General features: G+C 65.3%; 18 protein-coding genes. 5 read left to right on the plus strand and 13 right to left on the minus strand.

The genetic code is table 11. From position 1 onward, the window contains the following. Positions 1–46: 46 nt before the first annotated feature. The 5 genes from CBW66_RS23465 to CBW66_RS23485 form a co-directional block, all read right to left on the minus strand. Positions 47–547 carry a gluconokinase gene (locus CBW66_RS23465; protein WP_230492272.1) on the minus strand — a complete coding sequence of 167 codons (501 nt, stop codon included), beginning with the start codon at positions 545–547 and terminating at the stop codon, positions 47–49. Positions 548–549: 2 nt separating this feature from the next. Next, positions 550–1,053, minus strand: a complete 504-nt coding sequence (locus tag CBW66_RS23470) for an OmpA family protein (RefSeq protein ID WP_086139546.1) — start codon at positions 1,051–1,053, stop codon at positions 550–552. Between the two features lie 16 nt (positions 1,054–1,069). After that, on the minus strand, positions 1,070–2,329 hold the full coding sequence (locus CBW66_RS23475) for a diguanylate cyclase (RefSeq protein ID WP_170932986.1): 1,260 nt from the start codon (positions 2,327–2,329) through the stop codon (positions 1,070–1,072). 8 nt (positions 2,330–2,337) lie between these two features. Further along, complete coding sequence (locus CBW66_RS23480; protein ID WP_230492271.1) at positions 2,338–2,919, minus strand: YfiR family protein; 582 nt, start codon at positions 2,917–2,919, stop codon at positions 2,338–2,340. Positions 2,920–3,112: 193 nt separating this feature from the next. Beyond that, positions 3,113–4,765: a Na+/H+ antiporter gene (locus CBW66_RS23485; protein WP_086139548.1), complete on the minus strand. Its 1,653-nt coding sequence runs from the start codon at positions 4,763–4,765 to the stop codon at positions 3,113–3,115. Positions 4,766–4,960: 195 nt separating this feature from the next. Here CBW66_RS23485 and CBW66_RS23490 point away from each other — a divergent pair, with 195 nt between their 5' ends. From CBW66_RS23490 to CBW66_RS23505, 4 genes are all read left to right on the plus strand, one after another. Then, complete coding sequence (locus tag CBW66_RS23490; protein ID WP_086139549.1) at positions 4,961–6,259, plus strand: cytochrome c; 1,299 nt, start codon at positions 4,961–4,963, stop codon at positions 6,257–6,259. 41 nt (positions 6,260–6,300) lie between these two features. Further along, positions 6,301–6,768 (plus strand): (2Fe-2S)-binding protein, encoded by a 468-nt coding sequence (locus CBW66_RS23495; protein ID WP_086139550.1) that lies wholly within the window; start codon positions 6,301–6,303, stop codon positions 6,766–6,768. Then, on the plus strand, positions 6,761–9,079 hold the full coding sequence (locus tag CBW66_RS23500; protein ID WP_086139551.1) for a xanthine dehydrogenase family protein molybdopterin-binding subunit: 2,319 nt from the start codon (positions 6,761–6,763) through the stop codon (positions 9,077–9,079). The genes CBW66_RS23495 and CBW66_RS23500 overlap by 8 nt, the downstream gene beginning before the upstream one ends. A 161-nt stretch (positions 9,080–9,240) precedes the next feature. Further along, positions 9,241–9,906 (plus strand): dienelactone hydrolase family protein, encoded by a 666-nt coding sequence (locus CBW66_RS23505; protein WP_086139552.1) that lies wholly within the window; start codon positions 9,241–9,243, stop codon positions 9,904–9,906. A gap of 9 nt (positions 9,907–9,915) precedes the next feature. Here CBW66_RS23505 and fghA read toward each other — a convergent pair whose 3' ends face one another. The 7 genes from fghA to CBW66_RS23540 form a co-directional block, all read right to left on the minus strand. Next, the gene (gene fghA, locus CBW66_RS23510; RefSeq protein WP_086139553.1) at positions 9,916–10,782 is read right to left on the minus strand and encodes an S-formylglutathione hydrolase; all 867 of its coding nucleotides are present in this window, start codon (positions 10,780–10,782) and stop codon (positions 9,916–9,918) included. Positions 10,783–10,838: 56 nt separating this feature from the next. Continuing rightward, complete coding sequence (locus CBW66_RS23515) at positions 10,839–11,702, minus strand: NAD-dependent protein deacetylase (protein ID WP_086139554.1); 864 nt, start codon at positions 11,700–11,702, stop codon at positions 10,839–10,841. A 48-nt stretch (positions 11,703–11,750) separates the two neighbouring features. After that, positions 11,751–12,422 (minus strand): signal peptidase I, encoded by a 672-nt coding sequence (gene lepB / locus CBW66_RS23520; RefSeq protein ID WP_086139555.1) that lies wholly within the window; start codon positions 12,420–12,422, stop codon positions 11,751–11,753. Between the two features lie 163 nt (positions 12,423–12,585). Continuing rightward, positions 12,586–12,831 carry a hypothetical protein gene (locus CBW66_RS23525; protein WP_086139556.1) on the minus strand — a complete coding sequence of 82 codons (246 nt, stop codon included), beginning with the start codon at positions 12,829–12,831 and terminating at the stop codon, positions 12,586–12,588. Further along, the gene (locus tag CBW66_RS23530; protein ID WP_086139557.1) at positions 12,828–13,079 is read right to left on the minus strand and encodes a hypothetical protein; all 252 of its coding nucleotides are present in this window, start codon (positions 13,077–13,079) and stop codon (positions 12,828–12,830) included. Before CBW66_RS23530 ends, CBW66_RS23525 begins: the two co-directional genes overlap by 4 nt. A gap of 126 nt (positions 13,080–13,205) precedes the next feature. Further along, positions 13,206–14,780: an oleate hydratase gene (locus CBW66_RS23535; RefSeq protein ID WP_086139558.1), complete on the minus strand. Its 1,575-nt coding sequence runs from the start codon at positions 14,778–14,780 to the stop codon at positions 13,206–13,208. A gap of 80 nt (positions 14,781–14,860) precedes the next feature. Continuing rightward, a complete protein-coding gene (locus tag CBW66_RS23540; protein WP_086139559.1) occupies positions 14,861–15,403 on the minus strand; it encodes a GNAT family N-acetyltransferase in 543 nt (180 codons plus the stop codon). 81 nt (positions 15,404–15,484) lie between these two features. Here CBW66_RS23540 and CBW66_RS23545 point away from each other — a divergent pair, with 81 nt between their 5' ends. After that, complete coding sequence (locus CBW66_RS23545; RefSeq protein WP_086139560.1) at positions 15,485–15,877, plus strand: VOC family protein; 393 nt, start codon at positions 15,485–15,487, stop codon at positions 15,875–15,877. 1 nt (position 15,878) lies between these two features. Here CBW66_RS23545 and CBW66_RS23550 read toward each other — a convergent pair whose 3' ends face one another. Next, on the minus strand, positions 15,879–16,463 hold the full coding sequence (locus CBW66_RS23550) for a DinB family protein (protein ID WP_086139561.1): 585 nt from the start codon (positions 16,461–16,463) through the stop codon (positions 15,879–15,881). Positions 16,464–16,494: the final 31 nt, after the last annotated feature.

Genomic DNA, 16,494 nt, shown 5'->3' on the forward strand with positions numbered 1-16,494 from the left:
GCGCCAGTCTACACAGGGGGCCGCGGGCTGTCCAGCCGCGCGCCTGTCAGGCTGCTTGCAGGATCTGTTCGACGAGCACGGCCAGCGGCTGGCGGATATCGAGCACGAGGCCCGCTTCATCGGCCTGCAAGGGCTGCAGGGTGGCCAGCTGGCTGTCGAGCAGGCTGGCCGGCATGAAATGGCCGGGGCGCTGCAAGCGGCCTGCCAGCACGGCGCGCGGGCCGTCCAGGTGGGCAAAGCGCAGGGCCGGGTCGCCTTCGCGCAGCACGTCGCGGTAGGCGCGTTTCAGGGCCGAGCAGGAGACGACGAGGCCGCTGCCTTGCGCGCGGGCCATGGCGATGCGCTCGCGCAGGGCGGCCAGCCAGCCGGCCCGGTCGGCATCGTCGAGCGCGATGCCGGCGGCCATCTTGGCCACGTTTTCCGGGGAATGTACGTCGTCGCCTTCCACGTAGGGCAGGTGCAAGGCGTCGGCCAGCAGGCTGCCGACGGCGCTCTTGCCGCAGCCGGACACGCCCATCACGACCCAGCGCACGGCGGGCACGCCCATGGTCAAGGCGCCGAGACGATGACGGTGACGCGGCGGTTTTCCGCCTTGCCCGTCTTGCTGGCATTCGAGGCCACCGGTTTGCTCATGCCCAGGCCCTTGACCATGATGTTATCGAGTGGAATGCCCGATGCGCTCATGGCATCGGCCACCACGTTGGCGCGCGCCAGCGACAGCTTGTTGTTGTACGCTTCCGTGCCTTCGTTATCGGTGTGGCCTTCCACGCGCATGTGGGTAATGCCCACTTTCAGCAGGGCGGCGCTGATTTTCTGGATGGCCATGCGGCTCGGCGGCGTCAGCTTGGCGGCGTCGAATTCGAACAGCAGCTTGTCGGTAAAGCTCAGTTCCCAGCCTTCGTCGGTCTGGTTGAAGCCTTGCTCCTTCAGGGTGGCGACTTGCTCGGGGCTGAACAGCGGTTTGGTCTCTGGCGTGCTCTGGCAGGCGGCCAGCAGGCCCAGCATGAATAGGCCGAGTAAGCCGCGGCGTAATTGCTTGTAGATGAATTGCATGGTGTTGCTCCTTGGTTCAGGGATGAATATGGGGTTGCGGCAGGCGCGCCACCTGGCGCGTGCCACGCTGCGCCTGCTTCGCGCGGTACATGGCTTCGTCCGCCGCGCCGACCAGCGAGATGGCGTCGATGGCGTGATCGGGGAAGACGGCCACGCCGATGGTCAGCGAGCTGACGATGCTGTTGCCGGTGGGCAGTTCTATGGCTTGCGCCATGGCGGCGATAATGTTGTCGGCGATGTGCATGGCGTCGCTGCTGTGGCGCAGCGGCTTGAGCACGATGGCGAATTCGTCGCCGCCCAGGCGCGCCACCAGGTCGCCCTCGCGCAATTGCTGCTTGATGCGCGCGGCGATCGTCACCAGCACGCGGTCGCCCGAGGCATGGCCGAAGGTGTCGTTGATGTACTTGAACCGGTCGCTGTCGAGGAACAGCACGGCCACCTTGCCATTGCCGACCCGCGCTTCGAGGATGGCGCGTTCCAGTTCCGCTTCCATGAAGGCGCGGTTCGACAGGCCCGTCAGGCTGTCGTGGTTGGCGCGGTGCGACAGCGAGGCGTGTTCCTTCTGCAGGTGGCTTTGCCACGCTTCCAGTTCGTCGAGCAGGGCGTTGAAGTCGTCATTGATCTGGTTCAGCTCGGCAATATTGGCGGGCGGCACGCGCAGTTCGAACGAGCGGTCGCGCCGTACGCGGTGGGCCGTTTCCGCCAGGTGGCGCAGGGGCGATGTGATCTCCGTTTCCATGCTGCGCGACAGGCGCACGGCGACGGCCAGGCTTAGCACGAGGCAAGCGAGCAGGCAGGTCAGGCCGCTGAGCAGGAAGGGCAGCAGGCTGCGGCTGTGCGGCACCAGGGTGATGCTGCCGATCGCCTGCTCATTGCGCATGACGGGGAAGGTCAGCGAATCGGGCAGCATCCAGCCCGTCAGCGCCCGTTCGATATAGTAGCGCGTGCCATGTTCGCCCCGTTCCCAGCGGGCCAGCACCTTGCCGGCCTTGTCGCTCACCTGCGCCTGGTCGATATCTTCATTGACGCCGATCAGGGCCAGCGCTTCCCTGGCGGCCAGGGAGTCGCCAAAGACGACGGCCCCCTCCACCGTGTAGCTCATCGAGCGGGCCACCAGGCGCAGGTTCTGGTCCGAATACACGCGCAGGGCCAGCAGCGCCACGGCCGTCAGGGTCAGGCCTGCCGCCAGCACGGCGATCAGCGACACGCTCAGGTGGGCGCGCCGCAGCACGCTGTCGAGCGTGGGGCGGGGGGGGCGGGCAGGCTTGTTGCTCATGCGGGCGCTCATGGCGGCGGTCCCTTGCGACGCGCAATTTGCAAGGCGTTCGGATGCACGCGCAGGCCGCTGCGGGCGATGGCGTCGAGGTTGACGTCAAAACCGATCTGGGCCTCGTTCAGGCGCAGGCAGAACATGATGCCCACGGTGCAGGACGTGCCCGGTTCGGCAACCGATAAAATCGGCTTGCCGATGATCTGCGCCAGCAGATGCTCGCGTTCGCCCTCGGGCAGGCTGCCCAGGTAGACGACGTCGCATTCGCTGGCCGCGCTTGCCGCCGCCGGGCTTTTCACGCGGATGCGCGGGCCCAGGCTCGAGGCAGGCGTATCGACGATGGCCGCGCCGTAGTGGGGCGCACCGAGCATGCAGACGCGCACTTCCTGGCGCGCCACGGGCCAGCGCACATAACTGACGATGCCAAACAACACCTGGGCCACTTCGGCGGGACGCCTGGCGTCGGCCGCCGCGCCCGTTTGCGCCCATGCCGCGTACGGCGCCAGCGCAGCGCAGGCGAGCAAGGTGGCCAGCAGCGCGACGGCGAGCGGGGCAGGCAGCGCAAGGCGCTGCCGGTGGCGGGGGGAGGAGGGCACGGCGTCGGTGTCTTTATGCAGGTCGGTGGCTATTCAAATCGTTACTCAGCAACACAGACTGTACGGAAGTCCGTGTTGAAAGTAAATCACGGCATGACGCCATAAACCTTGCATTATAAACACGAATGTGAAAACTTGCATTCTTTGCCATGAGAATTACTTATCAACACTGCCGTGGCGCGCTGAAGTGTTGCTATTCTTCCAGTGTCGCTTCCAGCAAGTCGATTTCGCGCAGCAGGCGCAAATGGATGGTGTCGTCCAGTTCGCCCGAGATGCGGCGGCGGAACAGCTCGTCGCGCTCGGCATTGAGCGCTTCCAGGCGCAGTGCCCGTTCGGCTTTGGCCAGTTCCTGCAAGCGCATCGCCTCGTCGTTGCTGCTTTCGCCATAGGCGAGGCGGCGCCGGTAGGCTTCGATCAGGCGGTTGGCCGCCTCCGTGACGACTTGCTGTTTGTCATTCTTGTCGATGCCTTCGCACACTTTTTCCAACCGCGCGATGGCCGCTTCGGCGGCAGCGGCGCGGGCATTGCGCTCTTCCGTCGAACGGCGCGCGGGCGGCGCGAATACGAGGCCCTTGGTCAGCAGGGGCAAGGTGACGCTGGCCAGCAGCAGCGACAGTAAAATCACGCCCATGGCGAGAAAGATGACGAGGTCGCGCGCGGGAAAGCGCGTGCCGTCGGGCAAGAACAGCGGCAGGGTCAGGATGCCGGCCAGGGTCAGCGCGCCGCGCACGCCCGCGAACGACGCCACCAGCAGCAATCGCAGGCTGGGGCGGGCCAGCAGCGCCGCGTCCTTCGGCTCGCCCGCCACCTTCTTGTGGTGCTTGAACAGGGTCAGTTTCATCGAGATGAAGACCCAGAGGAAGCGCATGAAGGTCAGCCCCACCGTGATGGCGACGACGAACAGCGGCAGCTTCCAGGCGCTGCCGGCGCCCACTTCCATCGAGGCGGCGGGCAGGCCGGCCACGGTGGCGGGCAGTTGCGCGCCCAGCATGACGAAGATCACGCCGTTCAAGACCAGTTGCACGGTATCCCACACGGCCTTGCGCTGGGTGCGCGTGGCGGCCAGCGGGCGGCCGATCAGGTCGGCATAATGCATGGACACGCCCGCCGTGGCGGCGGCCAGGATGCCGGAGCCGTGGATTTGCTCGGCGCCCAGGTAGGCGGCGAACGGGATCAGGATGCTGATGAGGATTTGCAAGCCAGGCTCTTCGCCGACCTTGCTCACCAGCCATTTATTTGCCAGGCCCACGCCCCAGGAGATGCCCAGGCCGATGACGATGCCGCCGCCCGCTTCCTGCAGGAAACTGAGCGAGGCGGCGCCGATGGAAAAGCCGCCCGTCATCATGGCGCCCACGGCAAACGTGAAGCACACGAGGCCCGAGGCGTCGTTGAGCAGGGATTCGCCTTCGAGGATGTGCATCAGGCGCGGCGGGATCGGGTTGCCGGCGGCGATCGCCGAGACGGCCACGGGGTCCGTCGGCGACAGGATGGCGCCGAGCGCGAAGGCGACGGCCAGCGGCACGCTGGGAATGAGCCAGTCGATGAAGAAACCCATGCCCAGCACGGTAAACAGCACCAGGCCGATGGCCAGCATCAGGATTGAACGCGCGTCGGAAAAGAAGGCGCCCTTGGGGATGCGCCAGCCATCGAGAAACAGCAGCGGCGGGATGAAGAGCAAAAAGAAGATGTCGGGGTCGAGCGGCACTTGCACGCCAAACACGGCCAATCCCGTGCCGCCGGCGATCTGGATCAGCGGTAGCGGCAATTTGACCCAGCGCGAGCGGGCGAGAAAGCCGCACAGGACGACGGTCAACACGAGGATGAGGATGATAGTAACGGTATGCATGAAGAAGCGGCGGCGTGCTGAAACGCTGATTATAAGGCGCAGCCCGCCTGCAGGCGGCGACTGCGTGTCATTGCGTACATACAACAAGTCACAATCGCGGTAAGATTGTCACTGTGGCCCTGTTGCGGCCGCCATTGGCTGGCGGTCCGTGCGCCTTGCTTTTACCCTGGCCTTTACTTTTCATTGGTTCCTGTTTTGCTCAAGAAAATCTTCACCGGCCTGCTGCTGTCGCTGGCATTGCTCATCGTCGCGGCGCTGGCCGCCTACCTGGTTTACTGGCGCCCCGCGCTGGCGCCCATCGATCCGCCCGCCGCTACGGCATTTTCCCCGCAAGCGGTGGAGCGGGGCCGCATCTTGGCCGGCATGGGCAATTGCGCCGCCTGCCATACGGCCAAGGGCGGCGCCGAGTACGCGGGCGGCCACGGCCTGGCTACGCCGTTCGGCACGATCCATGCGACGAACATCACGCCCGACAGGCAGACGGGCATCGGCCGCTGGTCGCTGGCCGCTTTCCAGCGGGCCATGCGCGAAGGCGTGGGCCGCGATGGCGCCCATTTGTATCCGGTCTTTCCGTACACCCATTTCAACCTGGTCTCGGATGCCGACCTGACGGCCCTGTACGCGTATTTCATGACGCGCCCGCCCGTGTACGCGGTGGCGCCCGCCAACAGCGTGCCTTTCCCCTTGAACCTGCGGCCCTTGCAGGCGGGCTGGAAGCTGCTGTTTTTCAAGCCGGCGACGTATCAGCTTGATGCCGCGCAAGGGCTGGACTGGAACCGGGGCCGCTACCTGGCCGAAGGCCTCGCGCATTGCGCCGCCTGCCACACGCCGCGCAATGCGCTCGGTGCCGAGCTTGCCGCTTCGGCCTATCTGGGCGCGTCCATCGACCACTGGTATGCGCCGGCCTTGACCAGCGCCAACACGGCGCCCCTGCCGTGGACGCAGGACGAGCTGTACGCTTTTTTGCGCACGGGGGCGACGGCCTTGCACGGCGTGGCGGCAGGTCCCATGTCGGCCGTCGTGCATGAAGGCATGGGCGCGTCGCCCGATAGCGATATCCGCGCGCTGTCCGTGTATTTTGCCGGCGTGGCCGGGGCCGAGCAGCGCAAGGTGGATGCGGATGCCGTGGTGAAAGCCGGCATCGAACGGTCGCAGCGCGTCAGCCTGGTCGACAATGACCGTGGCGCCAGCCTGTACGTGGCAGCCTGCGCGTCGTGCCATTCGAACAGCGATGGAAAACCCGCGGCCTTGCGCCCGGAACTGAGCTTGAACAGCGCCGTCAGCGCGCCCGATCCCGCCAACCTGATCCAGGTGATATTGCATGGCATCGGCAAGGACGAAGCCATGTCCGGCGTGCTGATGCCGGGCTTTGCCGCCTCGCTGACGGACAACGACGTGGCCCAGCTGGCCGCCTATCTGCGCCGCAGCCGCAGCCGCCAGCCAGCCTGGACGAACCTGGAAGCGGCCGTGGCGCGCGCTCGCGCCGGCAAGTAAATATGAAAATTTCTTATGAATGACACTTATCTATAACACTTATGTATAACCTGACCGTGAATGGCCAGCCCTTCGGCTCCGAGGCCGATGCCGAAACACCGCTGCTGTGGGTGCTGCGCGATGAAGCCCATCTGAAAGGCACGAAGTTTGGCTGCGGCATCGGCATGTGCGGCGCCTGCACCGTGCACGTCGATGGGCGCGCCATGCGCTCCTGCATCACGCCGATTGCCGCCGTGGCCGGCTGCGCCATCACCACCATCGAAGGCCTGTCGCCCGATGGCACGCACCCGCTGCAGCGTGCGTGGCTTGCCACGCAGGCGCCCCAGTGCGGCTATTGCCAGTCGGGCCAGATCATGCAGGCGGCCACCCTGTTGAAAGACTATCCGCAGCCGACCGATGCGAATATCGATGCCGTCATGAGCGGCAACCTGTGCCGCTGCATGGCGTATGTGCGGATCCGCAAGGCCATTAAACTGGCGGCCGGCATGCAGGAGGCGCCCGGTGTTTAAGTTGCCGAAAGAAAATTCAGGGACCCGTCCCAGCGCGCTGGGACGGCGCGGTTTCCTGATCGCCGCCGCCGGCACGGGATTTACGCTGGCCTTCCTGCGCGCCGACAGCTCATCGGCCGCCGGCAAGGCGGCGCCTGCCCCGCCCTTCAAGCCTGCCGCGCCCGTGTTCGATCCGACCATCTGGTTCGAGATCGACCGCGACGGCATCGTCACCGTCAATATCGCCAAGGCGGAAATGGGCCAGCACATCGGCACCGCCCTGGCGCGCATCGTCGCCGAGGAGCTGGAAGCGGACTGGAGCAAGGTACGCCTGCATTACGTGGACACGGACCCGAAATGGGGCTTGATGGTGACGGGCGGCAGCTGGTCCGTCTGGCAGAATTTCGACCCGCTCAGCCGGGCCGGCGCGGCCGGGCGCCTCGCGCTGGTGGAAGAGGGCGCGCGCCTGCTGCGCGTGCCCGTGTCCGCCTGCCACGCCAAGCTGGGCGTCGTGCATGGCCGGGGACGCTCGATCGGCTATGGCGACATCGTGCGCCGTGGCAAGCTGGCGCGCCAGTACACGCCCGAGCAACTGAAAGCCATCGTGCTGAAGACGCCGCAGCAGCGCAGGCTGATCGGCCAGCAGGTGCAGGCGCTCGATATCCCCGCGAAAATCAATGGCACGGCCGTGTACGGCATCGATGCGCACGTGGAGGGCATGCTGTATGCGCGCCCGAAGATCCCGCCCACGCGCTACGGTGCCAGGGTGGTCTCCATCGACGACTCGGCGGCAAAGAAAGTGAACGGCTATCTGCGCAGCGTGGCGCTGCAGGACCCCAGCGGCACGGTGCCTGGCTGGGTCATGGTGGTGGCCGAAACGTATGCGGCCGCCATGCGCGCGGCCGAGCTGGTGCAGGTGAAATGGCGGGTCGGCGCGGCGGCCCACGTGGCGGAGCAGGATATCGTCAGCTATGCGGGCAAGCAGCTGGCCGATGCGAGTCTGGGCGCCCGCGTGGTCGACGATGATGGCGTGGAGCAAGCGTTCAAGGATGCCAGCCTGCAACTGGAACGCCACTACACGACCAGCACCGTGCTGCATTTCCAGCTGGAACCGGTGAATGCGCTGGCGCAGGAAATCGACGGCGTCTGGCATATCCATGCGGGCAATCAATGGCAGTCGTTGATATTGCCCGTGCTGGCGCAGGCGTTGAAAGTGCCGGAGAGCCGTGTCATGCTGCATACTTATCTGCTCGGCGGCGGCTTCGGACGGCGTTTGAATGGCGATTATTGCGTGCCGGCCGCGCTGGCGGCGCAAGCCGTGGGGCGCCCCGTCAAGATGATCTGCACGCGGTCCGACGATGCCCGTTTCGATTCGCCCCGTTCGCCGTCCGTGCAGCACGTGCGCATGGCGTTCGATGATGCCGGCAAGGTGTCGGCGATGGTGCACGAGGCCAGCGCGGGCTGGCCCACGCAAGCGATGATCCCCGCCTTCCTGGCCAAGGATAAGCAGGGCCATCCGTATGACCCGTTCGCCATCGCCGGCGCCGACCACTGGTATGCGGTGGGCGCGCAGCGCGTGCGGGCCGTGTCGAACGACCTGGCCAACAGCAGTTTTCGCCCCGGCTGGCTGCGCTCCGTGGGGCCGGGCTGGACGAATTGGGCAGTGGAAAGTTTCATGGACGAGGCGGCGCAGGCGGCCAAGGTCGATCCGCTGGCGTTTCGTTTGTCCTTGCTGCAGGCGACGGGGCGCAATGCGGGCAGCGCGCCGAACGCCGTCGGCGGCGCCGCGCGCCTGGCCCACGTGCTGCGGCGGGTGGCGGACAAGGCGGGCTGGGGCACGGTCATGCCGCCCGACACGGGCCTGGGCATCGCCGCCACGTTCGGCCAGGAACGCGACATGCCCACCTGGACGGCCTGTGTTGCCAGAGTGAAAGTGGACCGCAGTACTTGCATGGTGAAAGTCGAAAAGCTGTTCATGGTGATCGATGCGGGCAGCATCGTCGACCCCGACGGCGCGCTGGCGCAGGCGGAAGGGGGCGCCCTGTGGGGCGTGAGCATGGCCTTGCATGAAGGCACGGCTTTCCTGAATGGCGAGGTCAAGGATACCAACCTGAACACTTACACGCCGCTGCGCATGGCCGACGTGCCCGAACTCGACATCGAATTCGTTGTCAGTACGGCAACGTCGACGGGCATGGGCGAGCCGCCCACCACGGCTGTGGCACCGGCCATCGGCAACGCCATCTTTGCCGCCGTGGCGTCGCGCGTGCGGCATTTGCCGATCCGCCCGGAAGCCGTGCTGAAGGGGCTGGACCGGCACGGCGCCGTCTGATGCGGGCGCAGGGCAAATTTGACGCGCGCCGCGCGTGAACGGACGCAGGCTGGTACACTGAGGCTTGCCGCTCAGGGCGCGCAGGCGGTGCCCGTTCCGGCAAGATCAGCGCAAAATCTGTGCAACAGCAGCTTGATGTCAGCTCGATAGCGGAGGCAGCCATGCAAGAACAATTTGTCAGCATCACGGCCGATGAACTTCAAATGGACGGCGTGCTTGAAATGCCCGAGCGGCCCGTGGGCATCGTCCTGTTTGCCCACGGCGCGGGCGCCGATAGCGACTATCTGGGCGCTTCCAGCCATGCCACCTCCCAGGATTTTCTGCGAGCGGGCATCGCCACCCTGCGCTTCGACCAGGGCGGCGTCGAGCCTGGCGGCGGCAGCAATGGCCACGCGTATTTCGTGCGCAGCGATATCGTGTTGCTGGCGCGCCAGCTGGAAAAAGCGCTGGGCTGGCTGCAAGTGGACCCGTCCACCCGGCGCTTGCCCTGCGGCCTGTATGGTTATGGCACCAGCGCGGCCGTCGTGATGCAGCTGGCAGCCTGGCGCAGTGCGGAAATCGCCGCGCTGGCCGTCTGCGATGGCCAGGTGGAAATGGCGGGCAAGGCGGCGCTGGAAAACGTGCGCGTGCCATCGTTGCTGATCGTGGGCGGGCGCGACCCCGACGTGGCCGGCCTGAACCGCATGGCGTTTGCCACCTTGCGCTGCGACAAGCAACTGGAACAGATCGCCGCCCCCGGCGGCCCCGACACGCGCCACCAGGCGGCCTTGCTGGCTACGGACTGGTACACGCGCCATTTCAACGGGCATACCAGCACGGCGCAGTAAGGCGGCAGATCAGGCGGCGCGCAGCGTACGCGCATGGAAGCGCACGTGCTCTTCCATGAAACTGGCGATGAAGTAATAGCCATGGTCGTAGCCGGCATGGCGGCGCAGCCGCAAGGGCTGGCCCGCGTCGCGGCACGCCGCTTCGAACACCTCGGGGTAGAGTTGCTCGGGCAGGAATTTGTCGGCCAGGCCCTGGTCGATCAAGATGCCTTCCGGGAACAGCGGCGGCCGGCCCTGCAGGCCGCGCATCAGTGCGCTGGCGTCGTACTGCTGCCAGCTGGCCTCGTCGCTGCCCAGGTAGCCCGTGAATGCCTTTTTGCCCCATGGACATTGGCTCGGCGCGGCGATGGGGGCGAAGGCGGAGACGGAGCGGAACAGCGCAGGATTGCGCAAGGCCAGCATCAGCGCGCCATGGCCGCCCATCGAGTGACCGAAAATGCCCGTGCGTTGCGCATCGATCGCCAGTTCCTGTTCCAGCAGCGCGCGCAATTCCAGGATATAGCTGTACATGCGGTAGTGGCTGCTCCACGGCGCCTCGGTGGCGTCCACGTAAAAGCCGGCGCCCGCGCCGAAATCCCAGGCGTCCGTCTCGCCGGCGATGTTCGCGCCACGTGGGCTGGTGTCGGGGGCGATCAGGATCACGCCTTCCTCGGCCGCCACGCGCTGCGCGCCGCCCTTGATCATGAACGTTTCTTCCGTGCAGGTCAGGCCCGCCAGATAAAACAGGGCAGGGCGTTTGGTGGCGACCACGCCGCCTGGCGCCGTGTCGGGAATGAAGGCCGAGAAACGCATGGGCAAGCCGATGGCTTGCGCGTCGTGGCGATAAAAGCGTTGTACGCCGCCAAAACAGGCGTGTTCACTCAACAGTTCCAGCATGAATTCTCCTCGTTAATTGCACAGTATAGCCAGAGCGGCGCGGGGCCGGCACGGGATCAGCCCAGCATGGCCGCTAATGCAGGCAGGATGTCTTGTGCCGGGGCATCGGTCTTGAATGCCAGCAAATGGTCGGCGCGCGTCTTGCCCATATTGATGGCGGCCACGGGCTTGCCCGTCTCGGCCGCCATGCGGCACAGGCGAAAGCTCGAATACACCATGACGGACGAGCCCACCACCAGCAGGGCGCTGGCCGCGTGCATCTTGCTTTCGGCTTCGGCCGTGCAGGCGGCAGGTACGCCATCGCCGAAAAACACCACGTCGGGCTGCAGGGTGCCGCAGCAGCGGGGGCATGCCGGCACGTGGAAGGTGGCCAGCAGGGACGGTTCCAGCAAGGCGTCGCCGTCGGGCGCCGGCGTGGCCGTGGCCCCCAACATCTGGGGATTGTCGCGTTCGAGCTGATCCTGGATCAATCGGCGCGTATGGCGTGCCCGGCAATCAAGGCAGATCACGCCATGTATGCTGCCGTGCAACTCCGTGACGGCGGCGCTGCCTGCCTGCTGATGCAGGCCATCCACGTTTTGCGTGACCAGGCCGCCGATCTGCTGATGTTGTGCCAGTTGCGCGATGATCAGGTGACCGGGATTCGGCGTGGCGCGCGCCAGCGTGGGCCAGCCCACCATGCTGCGCGCCCAGTAGCGGCGGCGCACGGCTTCCTGGCGGCGAAAATCGGGGCCTTGTACGGGGGCATTGCCGCGCCGCACGCCTTCCGTGTCGCGGTAAGCGGGTATGCCGGACGCCGTGCTGATGCCGGCGCCCGTCAGCAACAGCACGTCAGGATGGCGCTGGAGGAACTGCGCCAGCTGCTCGAGGGTGTGGTGCGCGCTGGCGGGCTGCTGGCTGGCTGAAGAAAAGTTTTGCATGATGCGCCATGCTAACCGAAAAGCGCGGCGCCGTTGCGAGGGCGAGGTTTACTCCAGTTTCATGCCGAAACGCTGCAGCCGCGGCTGCCAATGCTCCTGGATATTGGCCGAGACGAGGATGCGTTCGGCTTTGCCGATCAGCAATGCGCGGGGCACGAAACCGAAGTAGCGCGAGTCGGCGCTGTTGTCGCGGTTATCGCCCAGCATGAGGAAATGGTCGGCCGGCACCGTCACGGGGGCAAAGCTGCGCGCCGCGCCGGCGATTTGCGGCAAGACCTGGATGCGGTGCTGCTCGGTCGCGTTGCGCTCGCTGATGCGCTGCGCCGTCAGCTGGCCCACGTGGGCGATGGTTTCGGGCGCCGTGTCGAGCGCCGTGTACTGGGCGGGCTGGCCATTGATGACCAGCTGTTCATTGCGCATTTCCACCGTGTCGCCGGGCAGGGCGATGATGCGCTTGATCAAGCGCGTGCCGTCTTTCGGCGAGGAAAAGGTGACGATGTCGCCCCGTTGCGGTTCACCGAGGCGCTGCAGCACGATATCGGTGAGCGGCACTTTCAGGTTGAAGGCGAGGCGGTTGACGAAGACCACGTCGCCCTCGAGCAGATTGGGGCGCATGGAGGCCGACGGGATGGGATTCCAGTCCGCCACGGCCGTGCGGAACACGCCGAACAGCAGGAGAAACATCAAAAAACCTTTGTTGGCGCGCATCCATGTGCTCATGTCGGCTCTTTCGCTGGGCTGTGCCCGTGATGGTGAAGGGAGGCGCCATTGCTGCTGGCGTCCTATGCACGATGCACGGCGAGGCTGAAGCCAGTCTTAAATCAAGCGCATGCGGGGCCGATGGCGTGACCGCTGTTGCGTGCACGCATCACCGTGCCAGCCATCAGGGATGGCGGCACGGCGCTTTCGTATCGTCGTTGCCGTTTGGCAGACGCTTGCCATGCACTTCATCCCACAGTTCGCCCAGCGCCACCAGCAAGCCACCGGCGACGAGGGGGATCGCTACCAGCCATGGAGCGCTGTCGAGCCAGGGGCCCAGCAGGATGGCCGAGACCACGGCGATGACGATGGCGCCGCACCAGAAGCGGCGCGGATGGTGTAGCGTGAACAGGTAGTGTAGATTGATCATATATCCTCCTTGGTGAGCAGGCGGAACAGCCTGGCGGCCAGGATGCTGCTGACGGCGATGACGATGCAGCCGTCCAGGAAAAACAGCACCTTGCCGACCAGATGCATGCCCTGTATCAGGTAGGCGGGCAATTCCTGCGCTTCCGCCCATTGCGTCATGCGTGCCAGCACGATGGCGGCGGCAAAGATGACGAGGGCCAAGGCCAGCACCAGCAGCACATGTTCGAACAGGCGGTGACGCAGTTTCATGTTGGACTTGGCAAAGTAGGGAAGATTCCCGGACCTCGACGTTATCAGTCCGATATCGCCGTGCTTTGCGTTGTCGCAAAGGCGCGCCCGATGGGATGAAAACGCCGTTGACGCGGGAAAATATGCTTATGTGAAGGCCTTGATGACGGCATCGAGCTTGACCTTCAGCGACTTGTCATGCGCGTGGATGGCCGGCACGTCGCGCGGCACGCCGAGCAGCTGGTAGACGGCCGTCTGCGCCGCGCGCACCGAGTATTCCACCGTAAACACGACGTCGTCGGCAATTTCCACGAACTGGCTGACGAAGGCCAGGTTGACGGAGCCGGCCGGCACGGGCAGCGGGCGGTCGCTTTTTGCGCGGGGCATGAACATGCTGGTGATGTAAGGCATGCGGCAGGGAATGCAGTTGGCCGTGGCCATCATGTCGAGGTCGAAATTCAGATGGCCGCACAGCTCGCGCAGGATTTCCTCGCCGCTGCAGTCGGACATGGGCTTGGCGACGAAGTTGCCGATGCGGTCAGGGTGCAGCGCGTAACCCCAGAACACTTGCACGCCCTCGGGCTGGCCCGCGAAATGGGGCTGGTGCGCCAGCACGATGGACATGAACCAGTTGCTGTCCTTGAAGGTGACGAGGCCGCCCGTGCCCGCGCTGTTGCCAGTGAATTGTTCCATCCTGTCGAAGAAGGCGCTGTCTTTCAGGGTGACCGTGTACGAGGCCCAGTACGATTCGGGAATGCTGCTGTTGAAGGCGGCGGGGCGACCCAGTTGCGGGCGGCCCTCGGCCAGCTTTTCCCACAGGCGCCAGCCGTGGCTGTCGTTCTTCGTGCGCTTGGCCGGCGCGCTGTGCATGCTGCCATAGCTCGATGCATCCGTCATCGAGGCGTTCTGGAAAAAGACCAGGTCGCCGGCAGCGACAGGAATCACGTCGGCCATGCCGCGGCGCTGGCAGGCAATGGCGGTGGCGCTCAGGCGGCCTTCGGATTCCTGCACTTCGATATCGGTTACCGCGCAATCCATGATGATGTTCACGCCTTGCTCCTGCAGCCACGCGACCAGCGGGCGCACCAGCGAATCGTACTGGTTGTAGACGGTGCGCTTGACGCCGGCCAGCGTCTCGATGCGCGAAAACTCCAGCATGAAACGGTGCAGATAGCGCTTGAACTCGACGGCGCTGTGCCAGGGCTGGAAGGCGAACGTGGTGGCCCACATGTACCAGAACTTGGTGTCGAAAAATGCGGGTGAGAGCCAGTCCGTGATGGCGCTGCTGCCCAGGGCGTCTTCATCGGCTTCCGTCAGCTTCAGCAGTTCCAGCCTGTCCTGCATGGAAAAGCCCATGCTGCTGACGTCGACCTTGAAACGGTTGCGGTCGACCAGGCGCGCGCGCGAGTGGGGAATATGCCGTTCGTTGAAGGCGATGGTTTCGTCGTAGACGCTCTGGCCCGCATGCTCGAGCGAGGGGATGCTCTTGAACAAGTCCCAGGTGCATTCGTAATTGTCGGTGGTCAGCATGCGCCCGCCGCGCAAGGTGTAGCCATCCGCGGCATTGCCGCCGCCATCGAGGCTGCCGCCCGTCACGGGCGCCGCTTCGAAGATGGTGATGTTACTGCCTTGCATGCCGCCGTCGCGTATCATGAAGGCGGCCGCGGCCAGCGAGCCGATGCCGCCGCCGACGAGGTAGGCTTTTTTATCTGTATTGTGCATATTGTTCCCTGAATGTGATATTTGCCTATTTTATAATATCAGGGTGAGAAACGGTCCCACAATAGAGCAACTGCTCGGTCTTATTCCATGCCGGCGCGCTCGTTGCGCCGTTCAAAATACAGCAAGTCCGACCAGGCGCCTTGGAAATGCATGGCTTTTTCCGAGCGCCCATACTGGTGAAAGCCGTTGCGCTGCATGACCGCGACCGAGCCCAGGTTTTGCGGCCGCGCCGTCGCTTCCAGGCGCCATAGTTCCAGTGGACCGAATGCTTCTTCCAGCAGTAGGGCCACGACGCGCGTGGCGTAGCCGCGTCCGCCGAATTGTTCGCCGATGCGGTAACCGAGCGCCGCCTTGTTGAAATACGGGCGCGTGACGGCAGTCAGGTTGACCCTGCCGATGATCTGTCCGTCCAGCCTGGCCAGATACTGATAGGCGCGGTCTTGCTCGCGCTCGCGCTGCGCCTGCTCGATGGCGGCGGCGATGGCTTCCTGGCTATAGTAGGACGGCGCCCGGGCCGTGACCCAGGATTCAAAATAGGCGCGGTTTTCCAGCTCGAAGGCCAGCAAGGCGGAGAGGTCGGCGCTGGTCGGAGGGGACAATTGGAGACGGTCGATGTCTGGCATGGGATCTGGTCCGAAAGTGATGCGCCATTATAATCAGCTGGCGCACTTTGCCGCACATGCCAGACTTCATGAAGGAGCGATATGCTGTCCCATCTCTGCCTCGGCACCAACGACTTTCCCCGCGCCTACGCCTTCTATACGGCCTTGCTGGGAGAACTCGATTTGATCGAAAAATTTCATGACCCGGCCAAGCCTTGGGCGGGCTGGATGGCGCGGCAGGCGCCGCGTCCCCTGTTCGTGCTGACGGCGCCGCATGATGGCTTGCCGGCGACGCCCGGCAATGGCCAGATGACGGCCTTGCTGGCGGCCAGCCGCGCGCAGGTGGACCGCTGCCACCAGGCCGTGCTGGCGCTGGGCGCCGTGTGCGAAGGGCCGCCCGGCTTGCGTCCCCATTACCACGCCCATTACTATGGCGCATACTTCCGCGACCTCGACGGCAACAAGCTGTGCGTCTGCTGCCACGGCGAGGAGTAACTCAGCGCTCTCCCCACACCTCGTCTTCCGTCCAGCCCAGCTCCGCAAAATCCTGCGCCCGCTCGTCCGCTTCGCCGGCGCAATAGAATTCGTCGAGCTGCGGCGGCGCGATGCGCGTGCCGGCCAGCATGGCGTGCACCTGCCCCCGGTGGTGGATCTGGTGCTGGAACACGTGCGCGAGCAGGCGCAGGCGCGTGTCGACTTGCGGGGTGTCGCGCAAGATCGTCACGGGCCGCGCCAGGTCAAGGTCGCACAGGCTGCGGCAATGGGCGATCAGGCGCGCATCCGACGCGCGCTGTGCCGCGTGCAGGGTTGCGCAATCGGTAAATGGTTCGTCCTGTGCAAAAAAGATATAGCAGTCGGGGTGGGGCGCTTCGCCGCGCAGCTCGCGCTCGAGCGCGTCGAGATAAAACCAGTCGCATGTGAGGATGTGGTTCAGCGTGAACTGGATGGTGGGGAAAAAACTGACGCGCGTGGCCTGGAACTCGGCACGGGTCAGCTGCCCGCAAGCTTTCAGCAGGCGGTGGTTGGCCCAGGCGTTGTTGTACGCCTGGCTGGTGAGGTAGTGGGCAAGTGGATTGTTCATGATGGGTCGCTTGTTGGGCAGGGAGGGCAGG

It is taken from the genome of Janthinobacterium sp. GW456P (assembly GCF_002127655.1).
Classification (GTDB): domain Bacteria; phylum Pseudomonadota; class Gammaproteobacteria; order Burkholderiales; family Burkholderiaceae_D; genus Janthinobacterium.

Coding starts and splice junctions, on each gene's coding strand:
- CBW66_RS23495 (WP_086139550.1), top strand. CDS start 6,301: ATGTATAACCTGACCGTGAATGGCCAGCCCTTCGGCTCCGAGGCCGAT.
- CBW66_RS23470 (WP_086139546.1), bottom strand. CDS start 1,053: ATGCAATTCATCTACAAGCAATTACGCCGCGGCTTACTCGGCCTATTC.
- CBW66_RS23515 (WP_086139554.1), bottom strand. CDS start 11,702: ATGCAAAACTTTTCTTCAGCCAGCCAGCAGCCCGCCAGCGCGCACCAC.
- CBW66_RS23535 (WP_086139558.1), bottom strand. CDS start 14,780: ATGCACAATACAGATAAAAAAGCCTACCTCGTCGGCGGCGGCATCGGC.
- CBW66_RS23540 (WP_086139559.1), bottom strand. CDS start 15,403: ATGCCAGACATCGACCGTCTCCAATTGTCCCCTCCGACCAGCGCCGAC.
- CBW66_RS23530 (WP_086139557.1), bottom strand. CDS start 13,079: ATGAAACTGCGTCACCGCCTGTTCGAACATGTGCTGCTGGTGCTGGCC.
- CBW66_RS23485 (WP_086139548.1), bottom strand. CDS start 4,765: ATGCATACCGTTACTATCATCCTCATCCTCGTGTTGACCGTCGTCCTG.
- CBW66_RS23550 (WP_086139561.1), bottom strand. CDS start 16,463: ATGAACAATCCACTTGCCCACTACCTCACCAGCCAGGCGTACAACAAC.
- CBW66_RS23545 (WP_086139560.1), top strand. CDS start 15,485: ATGCTGTCCCATCTCTGCCTCGGCACCAACGACTTTCCCCGCGCCTAC.
- CBW66_RS23505 (WP_086139552.1), top strand. CDS start 9,241: ATGCAAGAACAATTTGTCAGCATCACGGCCGATGAACTTCAAATGGAC.
- lepB (WP_086139555.1), bottom strand. CDS start 12,422: ATGAGCACATGGATGCGCGCCAACAAAGGTTTTTTGATGTTTCTCCTG.
- fghA (WP_086139553.1), bottom strand. CDS start 10,782: ATGCTGGAACTGTTGAGTGAACACGCCTGTTTTGGCGGCGTACAACGC.
- CBW66_RS23475 (WP_170932986.1), bottom strand. CDS start 2,329: ATGAGCAACAAGCCTGCCCGCCCCCCCCGCCCCACGCTCGACAGCGTG.
- CBW66_RS23525 (WP_086139556.1), bottom strand. CDS start 12,831: ATGATCAATCTACACTACCTGTTCACGCTACACCATCCGCGCCGCTTC.
- CBW66_RS23465 (WP_230492272.1), bottom strand. CDS start 547: ATGGGCGTGCCCGCCGTGCGCTGGGTCGTGATGGGCGTGTCCGGCTGC.